This is a genomic window from Marinomonas profundi (assembly GCF_020694005.1).
Lineage (GTDB): Bacteria > Pseudomonadota > Gammaproteobacteria > Pseudomonadales > Marinomonadaceae > Marinomonas > Marinomonas profundi.
Window position 1 is genome coordinate 1,436,634 of record NZ_CP073013.1, and the last position, 14,092, is coordinate 1,450,725.

General features: G+C 46.8%; 11 protein-coding genes and 1 rRNA gene. 5 read left to right on the forward strand and 7 right to left on the reverse strand.

Features of this window, described 5'->3' with window-relative positions; all coding sequences use genetic code 11:
- Nucleotides 1-67: 67 nt before the first annotated feature.
- Nucleotides 68-1,288, reverse strand: a complete 1,221-nt coding sequence (gene sstT / locus J8N69_RS06745; protein ID WP_168826448.1) for a serine/threonine transporter SstT — start codon at nucleotides 1,286-1,288, stop codon at nucleotides 68-70.
- Between the two features lie 221 nt (nucleotides 1,289-1,509).
- Here sstT and J8N69_RS06750 point away from each other — a divergent pair, with 221 nt between their 5' ends.
- The 3 genes from J8N69_RS06750 (at nucleotide 1,510) to J8N69_RS06760 (ending at nucleotide 4,996) form a co-directional block, all read left to right on the forward strand.
- A complete protein-coding gene (locus tag J8N69_RS06750) occupies nucleotides 1,510-2,148 on the forward strand; it encodes an NAD(P)H-dependent oxidoreductase (protein ID WP_168826450.1) in 639 nt (212 codons plus the stop codon).
- Between the two features lie 208 nt (nucleotides 2,149-2,356).
- Nucleotides 2,357-2,893 carry a DUF3750 domain-containing protein gene (locus J8N69_RS06755; protein WP_168826452.1) on the forward strand — a complete coding sequence of 179 codons (537 nt, stop codon included), beginning with the start codon at nucleotides 2,357-2,359 and terminating at the stop codon, nucleotides 2,891-2,893.
- A 204-nt stretch (nucleotides 2,894-3,097) separates the two neighbouring features.
- The gene (locus J8N69_RS06760; RefSeq protein ID WP_227804003.1) at nucleotides 3,098-4,996 is read left to right on the forward strand and encodes an alpha-amylase family protein; all 1,899 of its coding nucleotides are present in this window, start codon (nucleotides 3,098-3,100) and stop codon (nucleotides 4,994-4,996) included.
- A 5-nt stretch (nucleotides 4,997-5,001) separates the two neighbouring features.
- Here the strand turns inward: J8N69_RS06760 and J8N69_RS06765 are convergent, their stop codons facing one another.
- From J8N69_RS06765 to ilvA, 3 genes are all read right to left on the reverse strand, one after another.
- On the reverse strand, nucleotides 5,002-5,868 hold the full coding sequence (locus J8N69_RS06765) for a DMT family transporter (RefSeq protein ID WP_168826455.1): 867 nt from the start codon (nucleotides 5,866-5,868) through the stop codon (nucleotides 5,002-5,004).
- A 182-nt stretch (nucleotides 5,869-6,050) separates the two neighbouring features.
- Nucleotides 6,051-7,784, reverse strand: a complete 1,734-nt coding sequence (gene argS, locus J8N69_RS06770) for an arginine--tRNA ligase (protein WP_168826456.1) — start codon at nucleotides 7,782-7,784, stop codon at nucleotides 6,051-6,053.
- Between the two features lie 158 nt (nucleotides 7,785-7,942).
- Nucleotides 7,943-9,448: a threonine ammonia-lyase, biosynthetic gene (gene ilvA / locus J8N69_RS06775; RefSeq protein ID WP_168826457.1), complete on the reverse strand. Its 1,506-nt coding sequence runs from the start codon at nucleotides 9,446-9,448 to the stop codon at nucleotides 7,943-7,945.
- 244 nt (nucleotides 9,449-9,692) lie between these two features.
- Between ilvA and rpiA the strand changes: the two genes are divergently transcribed.
- Nucleotides 9,693-10,364, forward strand: a complete 672-nt coding sequence (gene rpiA / locus J8N69_RS06780) for a ribose-5-phosphate isomerase RpiA (RefSeq protein ID WP_168826458.1) — start codon at nucleotides 9,693-9,695, stop codon at nucleotides 10,362-10,364.
- Between the two features lie 58 nt (nucleotides 10,365-10,422).
- Here rpiA and J8N69_RS06785 read toward each other — a convergent pair whose 3' ends face one another.
- Nucleotides 10,423-11,391, reverse strand: a complete 969-nt coding sequence (locus J8N69_RS06785; protein ID WP_168826459.1) for a zinc transporter ZntB — start codon at nucleotides 11,389-11,391, stop codon at nucleotides 10,423-10,425.
- A gap of 147 nt (nucleotides 11,392-11,538) precedes the next feature.
- Between J8N69_RS06785 and J8N69_RS06790 the strand changes: the two genes are divergently transcribed.
- Nucleotides 11,539-12,498 (forward strand): class 1 fructose-bisphosphatase, encoded by a 960-nt coding sequence (locus tag J8N69_RS06790; protein WP_168826460.1) that lies wholly within the window; start codon nucleotides 11,539-11,541, stop codon nucleotides 12,496-12,498.
- Between the two features lie 103 nt (nucleotides 12,499-12,601).
- Here the strand turns inward: J8N69_RS06790 and wrbA are convergent, their stop codons facing one another.
- Complete coding sequence (gene wrbA, locus J8N69_RS06795) at nucleotides 12,602-13,198, reverse strand: NAD(P)H:quinone oxidoreductase (protein ID WP_168826461.1); 597 nt, start codon at nucleotides 13,196-13,198, stop codon at nucleotides 12,602-12,604.
- A gap of 719 nt (nucleotides 13,199-13,917) precedes the next feature.
- Nucleotides 13,918-14,032: ribosomal RNA gene (gene rrf / locus J8N69_RS06800) — 5S ribosomal RNA — on the reverse strand.
- Between the last annotated feature and the right edge of the window lie 60 nt (nucleotides 14,033-14,092).

A 14,092-nucleotide genomic window follows, 5' to 3' on the forward strand; every position in this document is an offset into this window, starting at 1 on the left:
AAAAAAAAACAAGAAAGGGAAGCGAGCGGCTTCCCTTTCTTTTTATGGTTCTTTGGCTGCCCTTTAGTTAGTGCTTATCATTTGAAAGACACGCCGCGGCCGTAAACAACACGTCAGTCGAACTATTCAAAGCGGTTTCTGCAGAATCCTGCAATACGCCAATAATAAAACCGACCGCCACAACTTGCATCGCAATGTCATTGGGAATGTTAAACAAGCTGCACGCCAGCGGAATCAATAATAACGAGCCGCCCGCCACGCCAGATGCACCGCAAGCAGACACGGCAGCAATCACACTCAGCAAGAGCGCCGTGCCAAAATCCAGTGAAATGCCTAAGGTGTGCACCGCCGCTAAGGTCAATATGGTAATCGTAATCGCTGCACCCGCCATATTAATGGTGGCGCCCAACGGAATGGACACAGAATAAGTGTCTTCATCCAATTCTAAACGCTTACATAAGTCCAAGTTAACCGGAATATTGGCCGCCGAGCTGCGGGTGAAAAAGGCCGTCACACCACTTTCTTTTAGGCACTTAAACACCAAAGGATAAGGGTTACGACGTATCTTCCAAAACACCAATAATGGATTAGTCACCAGCGCAATAAATAGCATGGCGCCTATCAGCACAGCGAGTAAATGCGAATACCCAAATAAAGCCTCAAAGCCTGTCGCAGCAATAGTACTCGCCACCAAACCAAAGATCCCAAAGGGGGCCAAGCGAATAATCACCGACACAATATTCGTCACGCTGGCAGACACCTGCTGCAACAAAGCTTTTGTTGTTTCAGAGGCATGACGCAAGCCCAAACCAAGGCCAATTGCCCAGGTTAAAATGCCGACATAGTTGCCTTGCACCAAGGCATTCACGGGGTTATCCACCATTTTAAACACCAAAGAATGCAGTACTTCACCGCCCCCCTGAGGCGCACTCTGGCTTAAATCTGGCGCCACCAAACTTAACTGAGTCGGAAAGGCAAAGCTGAATACCACCGCTGTTAATGCCGCCACAAAGGTGCCAAACAAATAAAGCACCAGCACCGGACGAATATGACTTTGTTGTGCTTGTTTATGATTCGCAATCGACGCCATCACCAGCAAAAACACCAAAATCGGCGCAATGGCTTTTAAGGCTTTCACAAAAAAGTCACCCAATAAACTGGCAGACAATGCCGTACTGGGTGAAACGTAGGCCAATACCACACCACAAAGAATACCGATGGCAATTTGTAGTACTAAACTACCGCGTAAATAGCGTTGTAATAACGATGGTTTTTGAGCAAATGTCATTAGAAGGGGTCCGTTGAAATTTTGAGCTCGCACCTTACTGTATCCCAGTAAAAAAATGAACTGTTTTGGGGCGTTATTAAAGAAATTATTGCAAGATATCAACCAAGTTAGATATTTAACCACTTATTCAACTTTCTTATTCCTTGCGTAAAACACGGCTTGTACTTGGCTAAAATAAACCCCATATTGTTGTTATACATAAATGTTACCAAGGAATTGATATGTCGAATTTATTAGAAAAATTGCACTGGCGTTATGCCACGAAAAAAATGGATCCGAGCAAAGCCGTTGAAGCAGAAAAAGTAGCGCGCATTTTAGAAGCGATTCGCTTAACCGCCACCTCAAGCGGCCTTCAACCATACGAAGTGATCGTGGTCAAAAACACAGCATTGCGTGAAGCCATCGTGCCGCACGCTTGGAACCAAGCCCAGATTACCGATGCTTCTCACTTGCTCGTCTTCGCCGCATGGGACAACTACACCGAAGACCGTATTAACAAGATGTTTGACCTTGTTAATGACGAACGCGGCTTCAAAAACGAAGGCTGGGAAAACTACCGTCAAATGATTCTCGGCGCTTACCCGTCTCGCGACGCGGAAGTGAATTATCAGCACGCGGCGCGCCAAGCTTACATTGGTCTGGGCACCGCCTTAATTGCGGCCGCTGAAGAAGGCGTAGACAGCACGCCAATGGAAGGGTTTGATCCTGCAAAGGTCGACGAAATTCTAGGCCTAAAAGAACGCGGACTTCGCTCGGTGATTCTACTGCCTTTGGGTTACCGTGCCGAAACCGGCGATTGGTTGAAAGACCTGAAAAAAGTACGTCGCCCAGCAAACGAGTTTATTACTGAAATGAACTAATTTGTTTTTTAGCTCTACTAAAAAAGCAGAGAAAACAGCCGATCTAAAACGCCAGTCTTCTGGCGTTTTTTTATGCTCTATTTTTGCATTTGATAAAAAGTAGGGAATAATACTTATAAACTAAAAAACAATAACCGAAAAAACAATGAGCCAAACCGCGCTTATTTTGCGTATGTTAATCACCAACCTATCAGCAACAGGAAACAGAATGACAAAGTATCTAGGGCTCTTATTGGTCAGTGTATTGTTAAGCGCTTGTTCTTCAAATGATGACTGGCGCACGGCGAGTCGTGAGCCCGCTGGCATTGCCCCATCACCAGAAGAGCAAAAAGACGCGGTGATTGAGTTTTATGCAGCAGACGCGTTTAGCTGGCGAGGCTGGTTTGCGGTTCATACTTGGGTGGCAACAAAAGAAAAGAACGCGCCTGAATACACCGTCTATGAAGTCGTTGGCTGGCGAGTAGAACGCGGATTACCAGCGTTGTACGAATACCAAACGGCCACACCTGACCGCTATTGGTTTGGCGCAAAACCAGAAAAAGTCCTTTCGATTACCGGGGAAAAAGCCGAAAGCTTGATTCCACATATTCACGCCGCGGTAACCCGTTACCCTTGGGCAAACGAATACACGGTTTTTCCTGGCCCAAACAGCAACACCTTTCCGACTTGGGTTGGCTTACAAGTGCCAGAGCTGGATCTTGATATGCCCTTTAGCGCCATCGGCAGTGGCTATGCAGATAACTAGGCTAATGGTGAATTTTTGCGAAGCGCCGCGTTCAAAAAATTAAGCCAGTATTTAGCAAGTCGCCATATTGACCCACCCTAGTCCTTACGCTACGTTTTCCCGTGGCAAACGAGGAACACCATGTTGTTCAACGACCCCACTAAATATAACAACGTAATTTGTGCTTAACGTCACAAGTTCTTCTAAAAAGGCAACAATATGGTCATGGATTTCTCTTTCGAAGCACAAAAAACACAGCAGCGCTTGCTATCCGAATTGGACTTTAGCCCGCTCACCTCAAAGCAAAAATCCATTTTTACCGCACGCTTAGAAACGAACTTTAAGCCCTTGTTTGAACAACTTTTTCCACTCTATCAACACCATTTCGACCTGCATTTTCATCTCAAAACATTACTGCAATCTTTTATCGATTTTCAAAAGAAAAAACGCCCAGCGCAAATCAAAGACAAGTCAGATTTTTGGTTCGAGTCCAATAAAAATGTCGGCATGGCGGTGTATGTAGACTTGCTGGCCGATGACCTAGGCTCTTTAATCGACAAGATTCCGTATTTTGAATCCTTAGGGATTAATTACCTGCACCTGATGCCGCTGTATCTGGCGCCAGAAGGCAACAGTGATGGCGGTTACGCAATTTCAGACTATCGCACCGTTTCACCCAATCTGGGCACCAACAAAGACCTAAAAGACCTGGCCTCTGCGCTGCATAAAAAAGGCATTCGTATGGTGCTGGACTTTGTCTTTAATCACACCTCAGACGAACATCGCTGGGCCGCAGCGGCCAAGTCTGGCGATCAAGAATACCAAGATTATTATCACTTCATGGGCGAACAAGACGCCATGGAATACAACCAAACCGTACGAGAGATTTTTCCGCAGATTCGTCGTGGCAGCTTCACCTATCTACCGGCATTAGACCGCCACGTTTGGACCACGTTTAACTCCTTTCAGTGGGATTTAAACTATGCCAACCCAGCGGTGTTTGTCGCCGTAGTGGAAGAGATGTTGCATCTGATTTTGAATGGCTGTGATGTATTGCGACTCGACGCTCTGGCCTTTGTGTGGAAAGAAAAAGGCACCGTATGTGAGAACTTACCCAAGGCTCACAACCTAATAAAAGCGTTTAAAGCCTGCTTAGACATTGCCGCACCGCAAGTGGTGTTTAAATCCGAAGCCATTGTGCACCCTGACGAAGTCAATAAATACATTGGCACTGACGAGTGTACTTTGTCTTATAACCCGCTGATGATGGCCTTGTTATGGGAAAGTCTAGCCACCCGCCAAACCAGTTTGTTGTACCACTCTCTTGAGCGCAGTTTCAAGATTCCAGAGCACACCACTTGGGTCAACTACATTCGCTGTCACGACGACATTGGTTGGTTGTGGGACGACGCCATCTCCGGTCGCCTAGGCATGGACGGATTTGGCCATCGTCGCTTCTTAAACCAGTTTTATACCGGTCAATTCGAGGGCTCTTTTGCCGCGGGTGTGCCATTTCAAGAAAACCCAGTGAATGGCGACTGTCGCGTGTGCGGCACCTTGGCCTCACTAGCAGGCGTGGAAAACGCCGTTGCCGCAGACGATCCAGTTTTGCTTGATCACGCCATCAAACGTATTCGTTTGCTGAACGGCATTAACTTCGCCATGCCCGGCATTCCATTGCTCTACCAAGGTGACGACCTTGGTGTGCTCAACAATAACGACTACCTAAACGACCCAAGCAAAGCAGAAGACAGCCGTTGGGTGCATCGTAAGAAGCTTACAGAGCAGGATTTCGCCTTAGCGCAAGACATAAAAACACCACAGGGTAACATTGCCCAACTGGTTCAAGAGATGATTCAAATCCGCAAAGCCAACCCGCTTTTCGCGGCACCAGAATTTGAACTTGTCTCACTGGGTAGCCCACACGTATTCGCCTTTAAACGACAAATGGGCGACAAAACCTTGTTAGTCATCGCCAATATGAGTGAGCACCTAGTATCGTTTGAGCGCCCACTAAACAGCATTATGCAAAAAGACAGCGCACACAACCTGCTAAACAAGGCTGTCGTTGACTTAGTCACGCTTAACACCATCGAACCTCTGGATATTCTTTGGCTAGCTTAACCCGACTAAACTGACTTTTTAGCCCGACTAAAATATACGCCAACAATCGTCACAACAAAGCCGACTATTTGAATCGGGCTCATAGATTCACTGAATAAGAAATAACTTTCTAGCGCTGCCAAGGGGGGCGCTAGTAGCAACATAGTAGACACCTGAGACGCCCTGACTTTTCTCAATAACCACACCATCAAGAAAACGCCACCGCCAGATAAAACCAACACGCCCCAGATAACGAGCAAGAAAGACGCTAGCTGCACTTCAAATAAAGTTTCGCCGAGAAACAACATAAAACCAATCGACACGACACTGGCGGCTAAGTTTTGCACCGCCATGGAACTCACTATATCAGACGATGAAATCGACATTTTTTGATAAGTCACACCAAGCGACAAGGACAATATAGCCACACAAGCCAAAGTAAACGTCAGCAAGGTTACGCCGCCGTGGCTCATATCCAGCGATAACGCCGGACTCACCACCAGCAACAACCCCACCATGCCGACCAACATCCCGATGATGCCTTTCAAGGCCGTTTTTTCTTTGATCAACAAGAAGGCGAGTAAGGTCACCAAAGCTGGTTGCAATGCGCCAATCAGCGCCATCATGCCGGCCGGTAAACCTTTAGCAATCGCCACATAGGCAAAGCCAAGGTAAAAACCATTCATCAGCATGCCAGCAATAATATGCTTAGGTAACTCTTTCCAAGCGGGAAAACGTCGACGCTGCCACAAAGCAATGGCAAGAAACAGTAACCCCGCTAGAACAAAGCGAATACTCAGAAATACGTTAGGGTCAATCAGGCCAACAATGAATTTACCCGTGATAAACCCTGTCGACCAAATAACCACCAAGAGTACATATAAAAATGCCATTCAAATTCCTTTCGCGAGTAAGCGCGCCACCGACAGAAACAGTGCCATTACATTGGCCGTGTAAGCACCATAAACGGGGTAATCCTATCTTATATTCGGATTATGTTATGGACAGAAAACATAAAAGGCGCTGATCGAATCGAAAAGCGCCTTTCATTTTATGGGTTAAAGCCGTAGAGGGATTACATACGCTCTAAGGTTTCGATGCCCAACAAAGACAAGCCCAATTTCAAGGTTGACGCCGTATTCAACGCCAACTGTAAACGGCTATGTTTCACGTCGTCTTCGGCATTCAGAATGGGGCAAGCTTCATAGAAGGTCATAAAGACGCCCGCCAAATCGTACAAATAAGCACACAAAAAATGCGGCATACCGTCGTTAGCGACCTGCTGGATGGCTTCTTCAAACTGACATAATTTCACCGCCAAGGCACGCTCTTGTGGCTCGTCAATCGCAATATCGCCCGTCAAGCTCGCCACCTCAATCTCAGAGCGCTTAACAATGCTCGCCACACGAGAATAAGCATACAGCAAATACGGCGCGGTATTGCCTTCAAAACTCAACATGGTGTCCCAGTTGAACACATAATCACTGGTGCGGTTTTTCGATAGGTCAGCGTATTTTACCGAGGCAATACCCACCACACGGCCGATGTTACGCAATTCTTCTTCGTCCATTTCTGGATTCTTCGACGCCACCAATTGATAAGCACGCTCTTGCGCTTCTTCCAACAAAGAAGACAATTTCGCCACGCCACCAGAACGCGTCTTGAATGGTTTGCCATCGCTGCCCATTACCGTACCAAAAGGCATGTGTTCCAATTGCGTTTCTGCTTTCACAAAGCCCGCTTTACGAGACAAGGTAAAAATCTGCTGGAAATGCAAAGACTGGCGAGCATCGACAAAATACAACACACGATTGGCATTCAAGGTATGTTGACGGAAACGCACCGCGGCTAAATCCGTTGTGGCGTATAAAAAACCACCACCGGTTTTTTGCACGATAATGGGCGTAATCTCGCCATCTTTATTGGCAAACTCTTCCATGAACACACATTGTGCGCCATTGGATTCTTGTAGCAAACCTTGATCTTTTAGCTCGCTCACAACGTTCTGCAAATCGTCGTTATACGCGCTTTCGGGCATCACGTGCTGACGCTCCAAAGACACACCTAACATCTTGTAGGTTTCTTCACAGTGCGCCATGGAGATTTCGATAAACTCATCCCAAAGCGCCAAGCATTCTTCGTTACCAGATTGCAGCGCCACAACCAATTCACGAGCACGTGCCGCGAAAGCTTCATCGTCATCAAAACAGGTTTTCGCGGCACGGTAGAAGGTTTCTAGATCCGCCAGCGCCATGCTGATTTTAGTGTTATCCGCACGCAAACGTTCCATGTACGCCAACAGCATACCGAATTGCGTCCCCCAATCACCTACGTGGTTTTGACGAACGACGTGATGCCCAAAAAACTCCAGCGTCCGCACCACGGCGTCACCAATTACGGTAGAACGCAAATGACCAACGTGCATTTCCTTGGCAAGGTTTGGCGCAGAGTAATCCACCACTACCGTTTCGGGCGCTTCAACAGGTTTTACATCAAGACGTTCACTGGTACGCAATTGCACCAACTCTTTGCTCAACCAAACATTTTTCAAAAAGATATTGATAAAGCCCGGTCCAGCAATGTCCACTTTATCGGCAAGATCAGACAGATCCAACTTATCTAATGTGGCTTGAGCAAAATCACGCGGGTTCATTTTTAACGCTTTCGCCGCGCCCATCATACCGTTGGCTTGGTAATCACCAAATTGCACTTTCGCCGATTGACGAACTAATGCAGGCGCTGTATCAGACGCGCCAGCCGCCACCATCGCCGCTTGGATGCGTTGATTTAAAAGAGTTTGAATATTCACAAGGGAGACCTTTAAACAGTAAACATGCCGCTAATAATGGCAGCACATTAGAATCACACAGCCCTCTGACTGTCACCAATCAGAGGGCTGAATTCAAAAAAATAGTGGCATCAATGATAACCGATTCTCACGCTTTTAGCGAAAGAACAGCCACGCTTTTAACGAAAGAACAGCTTACAGGCTTGGTTGTTATTTTCGTCCTGATAAGGATAGCCCAACTCGTCTAAGAAATGCGTCACGTCGGTTTCTTCACCAACCGCTTGCAGCCCCACCAAGACACGACCATAAGCATCACCATGATTACGATAATGGAACATGGAGATGTTCCATTGCCCGCCAAGGGTGTTCAAAAATTTCAGCAAGGCGCCGGGACGTTCAGGAAACTCAAAGCTGTACAGTAACTCGCCCTTGTCGCTGCGCAAATGGCCGCCAATCATATGACGAACATGGACTTTAGCGGTTTCATCGTCGGTCAAATCCACAATTTCATATTCTTTCAAATCCGCCAGTAATTCTTTACGACTGTGCGGACTGCCACCCAAGGCCACGCCAACAAAGATTACCGCTTCTTGATCATCACCATAACGGTAGTTAAACTCGGTGATATTACGGCCCACCAAGGCTTGGCAGAAATCTTTAAAACTGCCGGGATGCTCAGGAATCTTCACCGCAATAATCGCTTCGCGTTTTTCACCTAGTTCGGCGCGCTCAGACACATGACGCAAGCGGTCAAAATTCACGTTCGCGCCACTGTTGATGGCAATCAGCGTTTGGCCTTTCGCCTCTTCACGCTCAATGTACTTTTTCAACCCAGCCAAGGCACAAGCGCCTGCGGGTTCTGTAATCGCACGGGTATCATCGTAAATGTCTTTGATCGCCGCACACATTTCATCAGTGGTCACCGTAATCACTTCATCAACCGTGTCTTTGGCAATAGCAAAGGTATTGTGACCAATTTCCGCCACCGCCACGCCTTCGGCAAAAATCCCCACGGTGGCTAAACGCGTCGGTTTGCCTTTTTCAAGGGCAATTTTCAAACATGCCGCATCTTCTGGTTCGACACCGATGATTTTAATATCTGGACGCAGGTACTTGATATAAGCCGATACACCAGCGATTAGACCGCCGCCGCCAACAGGAATAAAAATCGCATCGATATTACCTTCGTGCTGATGCAGGATTTCCATACCGATTGTGCCTTGACCGGCAATCGTATCCAAATCATCGAATGGATGAACGTAAACTTGACCTGTTTTTTCCATGATTTCACGAGACTTTGCCGAGGCTTCATCAAAGGCATCACCAAACAAAATCACTTCCGCGCCATGATTGCGTACCGCGCTGACTTTTACTTCTGGCGTGGTCGCTGGCATCACAATCGTCGCTTGAATGCCCAGCTTTTTTGCCGCCAAAGCCAAGCCTTGTGCGTGGTTACCTGCCGATGCCGCAATAACGCCACGGGCGCGTTCTTCTGGCGTTAACTGACAAATCTTGTTGTATGCCCCACGAATCTTAAAGGAGAAAACTGGCTGTAAATCTTCTCGCTTCAAAATAATCTCATTGCCCAACCGATTCGACAATTGATTGGCACGAGACAGTGGTGTTTCTACGGCAACGTCATAAACGCGCGCCTGTAGAATCTTTTTGATCATGGTATGAGGCATAGTGTGTCCTAGATAGAAAAAACCGAGTAGGAAATATACTCTTTCACCCCTCTTGGCGCAAAGACAGATCGCCTCTAAATCCATCTCAAAAAGGCATAAAATCCATCAATAGGTCGATCTGGCAGGGTAACAATCGGCTCTTGAAGCGCTTATAATATCACCACCATCAGAGGTGGCTTATCTTCAAAAATAAGTCGAATAATATCGCCCCCGAGCACAATTATAATAGAAGGTGCAAATCACCATGACGCAAGACGAATTAAAACAAGCCGTTGCCAAAGCAGCCGTTGATTACATCTTACCTATGCTAGAGTCCGACACCATTGTCGGCGTTGGTACAGGCTCCACCGCTAATTTGTTCATTGACGAATTAGCCAAATACAAAAATCGTTTTGACGGCACCGTGGCAAGCTCTGAAGCCACCGCTGAGCGCCTAAAAAAACACGGCATTCCGGTTTATGATTTAAACAGCGTTGACAGCATCCGTGTGTATGTTGATGGCGCAGACGAATCCGATGAGCACTTACATTTAATCAAAGGTGGCGGTGCGGCCTTGACGCGTGAAAAAATTGTTGTCGCTTGCAGCGATGAATTTATCTGCATTGCCGATGCATCCAAACTGGTGAAAGTGCTTGGTAATTTCCCCCTTCCGGTCGAAATCATTCCAATGGCACGTGGTCATGTGGCGCGTGAATTAGTGAAATTAGGTGGTGATCCGGTTTATCGCGAAGGTGTTGTCACCGACAACGGCAACCATATTATTGACGTCTATAACTTAGAAATTCTCGATCCCATTACCTTGGAAAAAAGCATCGACGGTATTGTTGGCGTGGTGACAAACGGATTGTTTGCCAAACGTGCAGCCGATGTACTCTTGCTTGCAACCAAAGACGGCATCAAGACATTGAAGAAATAAACTGTACCAAGTCAAAGCGGCCTTCACATTTGGCCGCTTTGACTTAATAAACAGACACTTAAAACCAACGACTCCTGCGCATCAACATAAATTGACTGCCGCCTAAAACAAGTAAAGCGCCGCAAAATAACCAGAATGCCGCGTTACTGTCAGTGCCTGGCATACCGCCAATATTGATACCGAATAATCCGGTCAAAAAACCCAACGGCATAAAAATACCGGACAAAATCGACAAGACATACATCCGGGCGCTCATCTTTTCGGCTTGTAAATTGGCAAACTCTTCCTGCATCAACAAACAGCGTTCGCGCAATGATTCCAAGCCTTCGACATAACGAGTAATATCATTGGCCGCTTCCTGTACTTGAGCGATTTGCTCTGTTTTCATCCAAGACACAGCCTCCTGAGACAGTTTATTAATCGCCTCTTTCTGTGGCACTAAAAAACGCCTTAAGCGAATCGTCTCAAGACGTCGCAGAACAAGCGATTCACGTTGTCCCGACTCAATACCCTCACCAATACTTTCTTCTAAATCGGCTAATTCATCTTCTAAATCAGTAATGATTTTCGCCATTCTTTCAGTCAGCGTCGCGGTTAAGGTGGCAATCACATCCGCCGTATCAACAGGCCCTTCATTGTCAGCAAAACTTCTGACAACATCCTGTACCGAAAGTAACTTTCGGCGTCGACTCGACACAATAAAATGAGGTGTCACCCAGATACGTAAAGCGACCATATCAGATGGATTCGACTCTGGATTTAAATTAACGCCTCGTAGCGTCAATAATAGCCCCTTCCCCATGCGAACAGCGCGAGGACGTGTTTCTTCTGCGAATAACGCCTCTACGGCTGTCTCTGGTATTCCCTCCAAACCAGACAACCACGCATACCCTTCGTCTTCGGAACAATCCAAATGCACCCATCGACAACCCTGCTCAGGGATACTTTTAGGAAGATCCTCAGCCGGCAACGAAACAGCACCACCTTTACCATCGAGTTCTAAATGGTGAACAACAAATCCAGACATATCACTTCCTCTCAATATTTAGCGTAGGTTATCTAATAATTCCCACTTCCCCTATTTATTTTCCCTTCAGGACATCACCTTGGCTGACACTCAGTGGCTAGAATGGCATAATTTCAACAACTTCAAATAACAAGGAAATACCAAACCATGCAAAATCTACCTGACGTTTTAGCATCCAACGCGACACCGAAAACATTACAAGCTTTGTTAACCGTCACTACTGACACCTGCATCGCTATTTCAGACGCGCTAAAACAAGGCTCACTTGCAGGTATTTTAGGTATGGCTGGCAATGAAAATGTTCAAGGCGAAGAACAAAAGAAACTGGATGTTATCTCCAACAACATGTTGAAAGAAGCCCTAGTTGCTTATCCAGCCGTTAGAGCCATCGCTTCTGAAGAAGAAGACTACATAGTACCAGCCAACACAGACGGCGAATATCTCATTGCGTTTGACCCATTAGACGGCTCTTCTAACATCGACATCAACGCCATGGTGGGTACCATCTTTTCAATCTATCGCCAAACTGGTGACAAGCCAGCCACAGAAGCTGACTTTTTGATTCCAGGCAAAGAACAAGTTGCAGCAGGTTACGTTCTCTATGGCCCATCCACCATGCTGGTTCTCACCACTGGCGAGGGCGTCAACATGTTTACCTACGACCCAACCACAAACGTCTTCACGCTCACCCACGAAAACGTTCAAGTGGCGCAAGACACGCAAGAGTTCGCCATCAACATGTCAAACCAGCGTTTCTGGTCTACCAACATGCAAAGCTATGTCAATGACCTAGTGAAAGGCAAAGACGGCGCACGTGGTAAGAACTTCAATATGCGCTGGGTTGCCGCCATGGTAGGTGACGTACATCGTATTCTTTGTCGCGGCGGCATCTTCATCTACCCGTGGGATAACAAAGACCCATCTAAAGCGGGCAAACTGCGCCTAATGTACGAAGCCAACCCAATGGCCATGTTACTAGAACAAGCTGGAGGCAAAGCTCACACCCACACACAACGTATTCTAGACATCCAACCAGAAGCCATTCACCAGCGTGTCGCCGTCATCCTTGGTGCCACCAACGAAGTGGATAAGTGCCTAAGTTATTAACAAATCAGAAGTGTTAGTCGATTTCAGGCTCAATGTGGATAGGTTTGTTGAGATAAAAAAGGGCAAACGTTTCCGCTTGCCCTTCCAGATATTGTGCAGCGTTTTATGCGCTAAGCTTAGCCGCAACTTCAGCCACATGCTTGCCTTGGAATCGTGCCATCGCGATTTCTTTTTGTGAAGGCTGACGGCTACCGTCAGCCCCAGCAATCGTCCCCGCTCCCAAAGGAGACCCGCCTTTCACTTCACTGATATCGGCTAGCTCTGGGCAAGAATAAGGCAAACCAACCACCACAAAGCCATGATGGAATAACGTCGTGTGGAAAGACTGTATAGTGGTTTCGTTACCACCACCTGTACCTGTGGAAGTGAACACGCTACCCACTTTACCGACAAGCTTACCTTCAGCCCATAAACCACCAGTCATATCCAAGAAATTTCTCATTTGAGATGCCATATTACCAAAGCGTGTTGGCGAACCAAAAATCACAGCATCATAATTTACCAAGTCATCTGGCTTAGCTATTGGCGCGTCTTGATCAAGCTTCACACCTGAATTCTTGGCGACGTCTTCAGGCATCAGCTCAGGAACGCGTTTAATATCCACCTGCGCTCCAGCACTGCGGGCGCCTTTAGCTATTTCATTAGCCATCACTTCGATATGACCATAACTTGAGTAGTATAGAACTAACACTTTTGTCATCTCAAACTCCTTACTTAATTAAACAGTATATTCATTGTAGACGTGAATATTAAAAATTAAAGACAATGAGACAAGATGTAGAATTGTTTGAGTTTTATTTGGACATTAGTGAGCCTTACACCCTGTGATATAGGTGAAAACTGAACCGAATAGGTAATGGGCGACATGAATAGAGGGATACGGTATGGGTGGTACGTCAGCAACCTCTGATTTTTTCCATTTTCATGGAAGGTCGCCCCCATCTGTCACACGCCTGATTACGGTCGTGCCTCCCTCATCAGACCTACAAACCTATCTAACCTTCGCAAAAGCTCGTCTTGGTGTTGGATTTCCGCCTTCAAGGGTGTCGCTAAACGACTTCCGCCGATCTTGTAGGTCGCGATTTACCCTGAAAAAATAACATGCCGACAAAAACTCACCACGACAAATTACGCCTTGTCGGGCTAAAGCCACGACCTACAAAAAAACAATATAAATCAATCAATTGCAGGATGAATAAAGTCACACGCCTGATAACGGTCGTGCCTCCCTCATCAGGCCTACAAAACCTATCCAACCTTCGCAAAAGCTCGTCTTGGTGTTGGATTCGCGCTGACGCGTTGAGCCCGCGAAACAGGCGCAAGCGAATCGAATAGCAAGACAAGTGTATTTTTTACAGGCAAAAATGCAGACGAAAAAAAGCCCTGACAGGATAACCTATCAGGGCTTTCTAAATTAAAGCTTGACGACGACCTACTCTCACATGGGATCTCCCACACTACCATCGGCGATGGCGCTTTTCACTTCTGAGTTCGGGATGGGATCAGGTGGTTCAACGCCTCTATGATCGTCAAGCAATTCTGTTGCGTTCGTTCTGGCTGGACTTTTCGTCTCACCAAAACACGCGAAGACGTG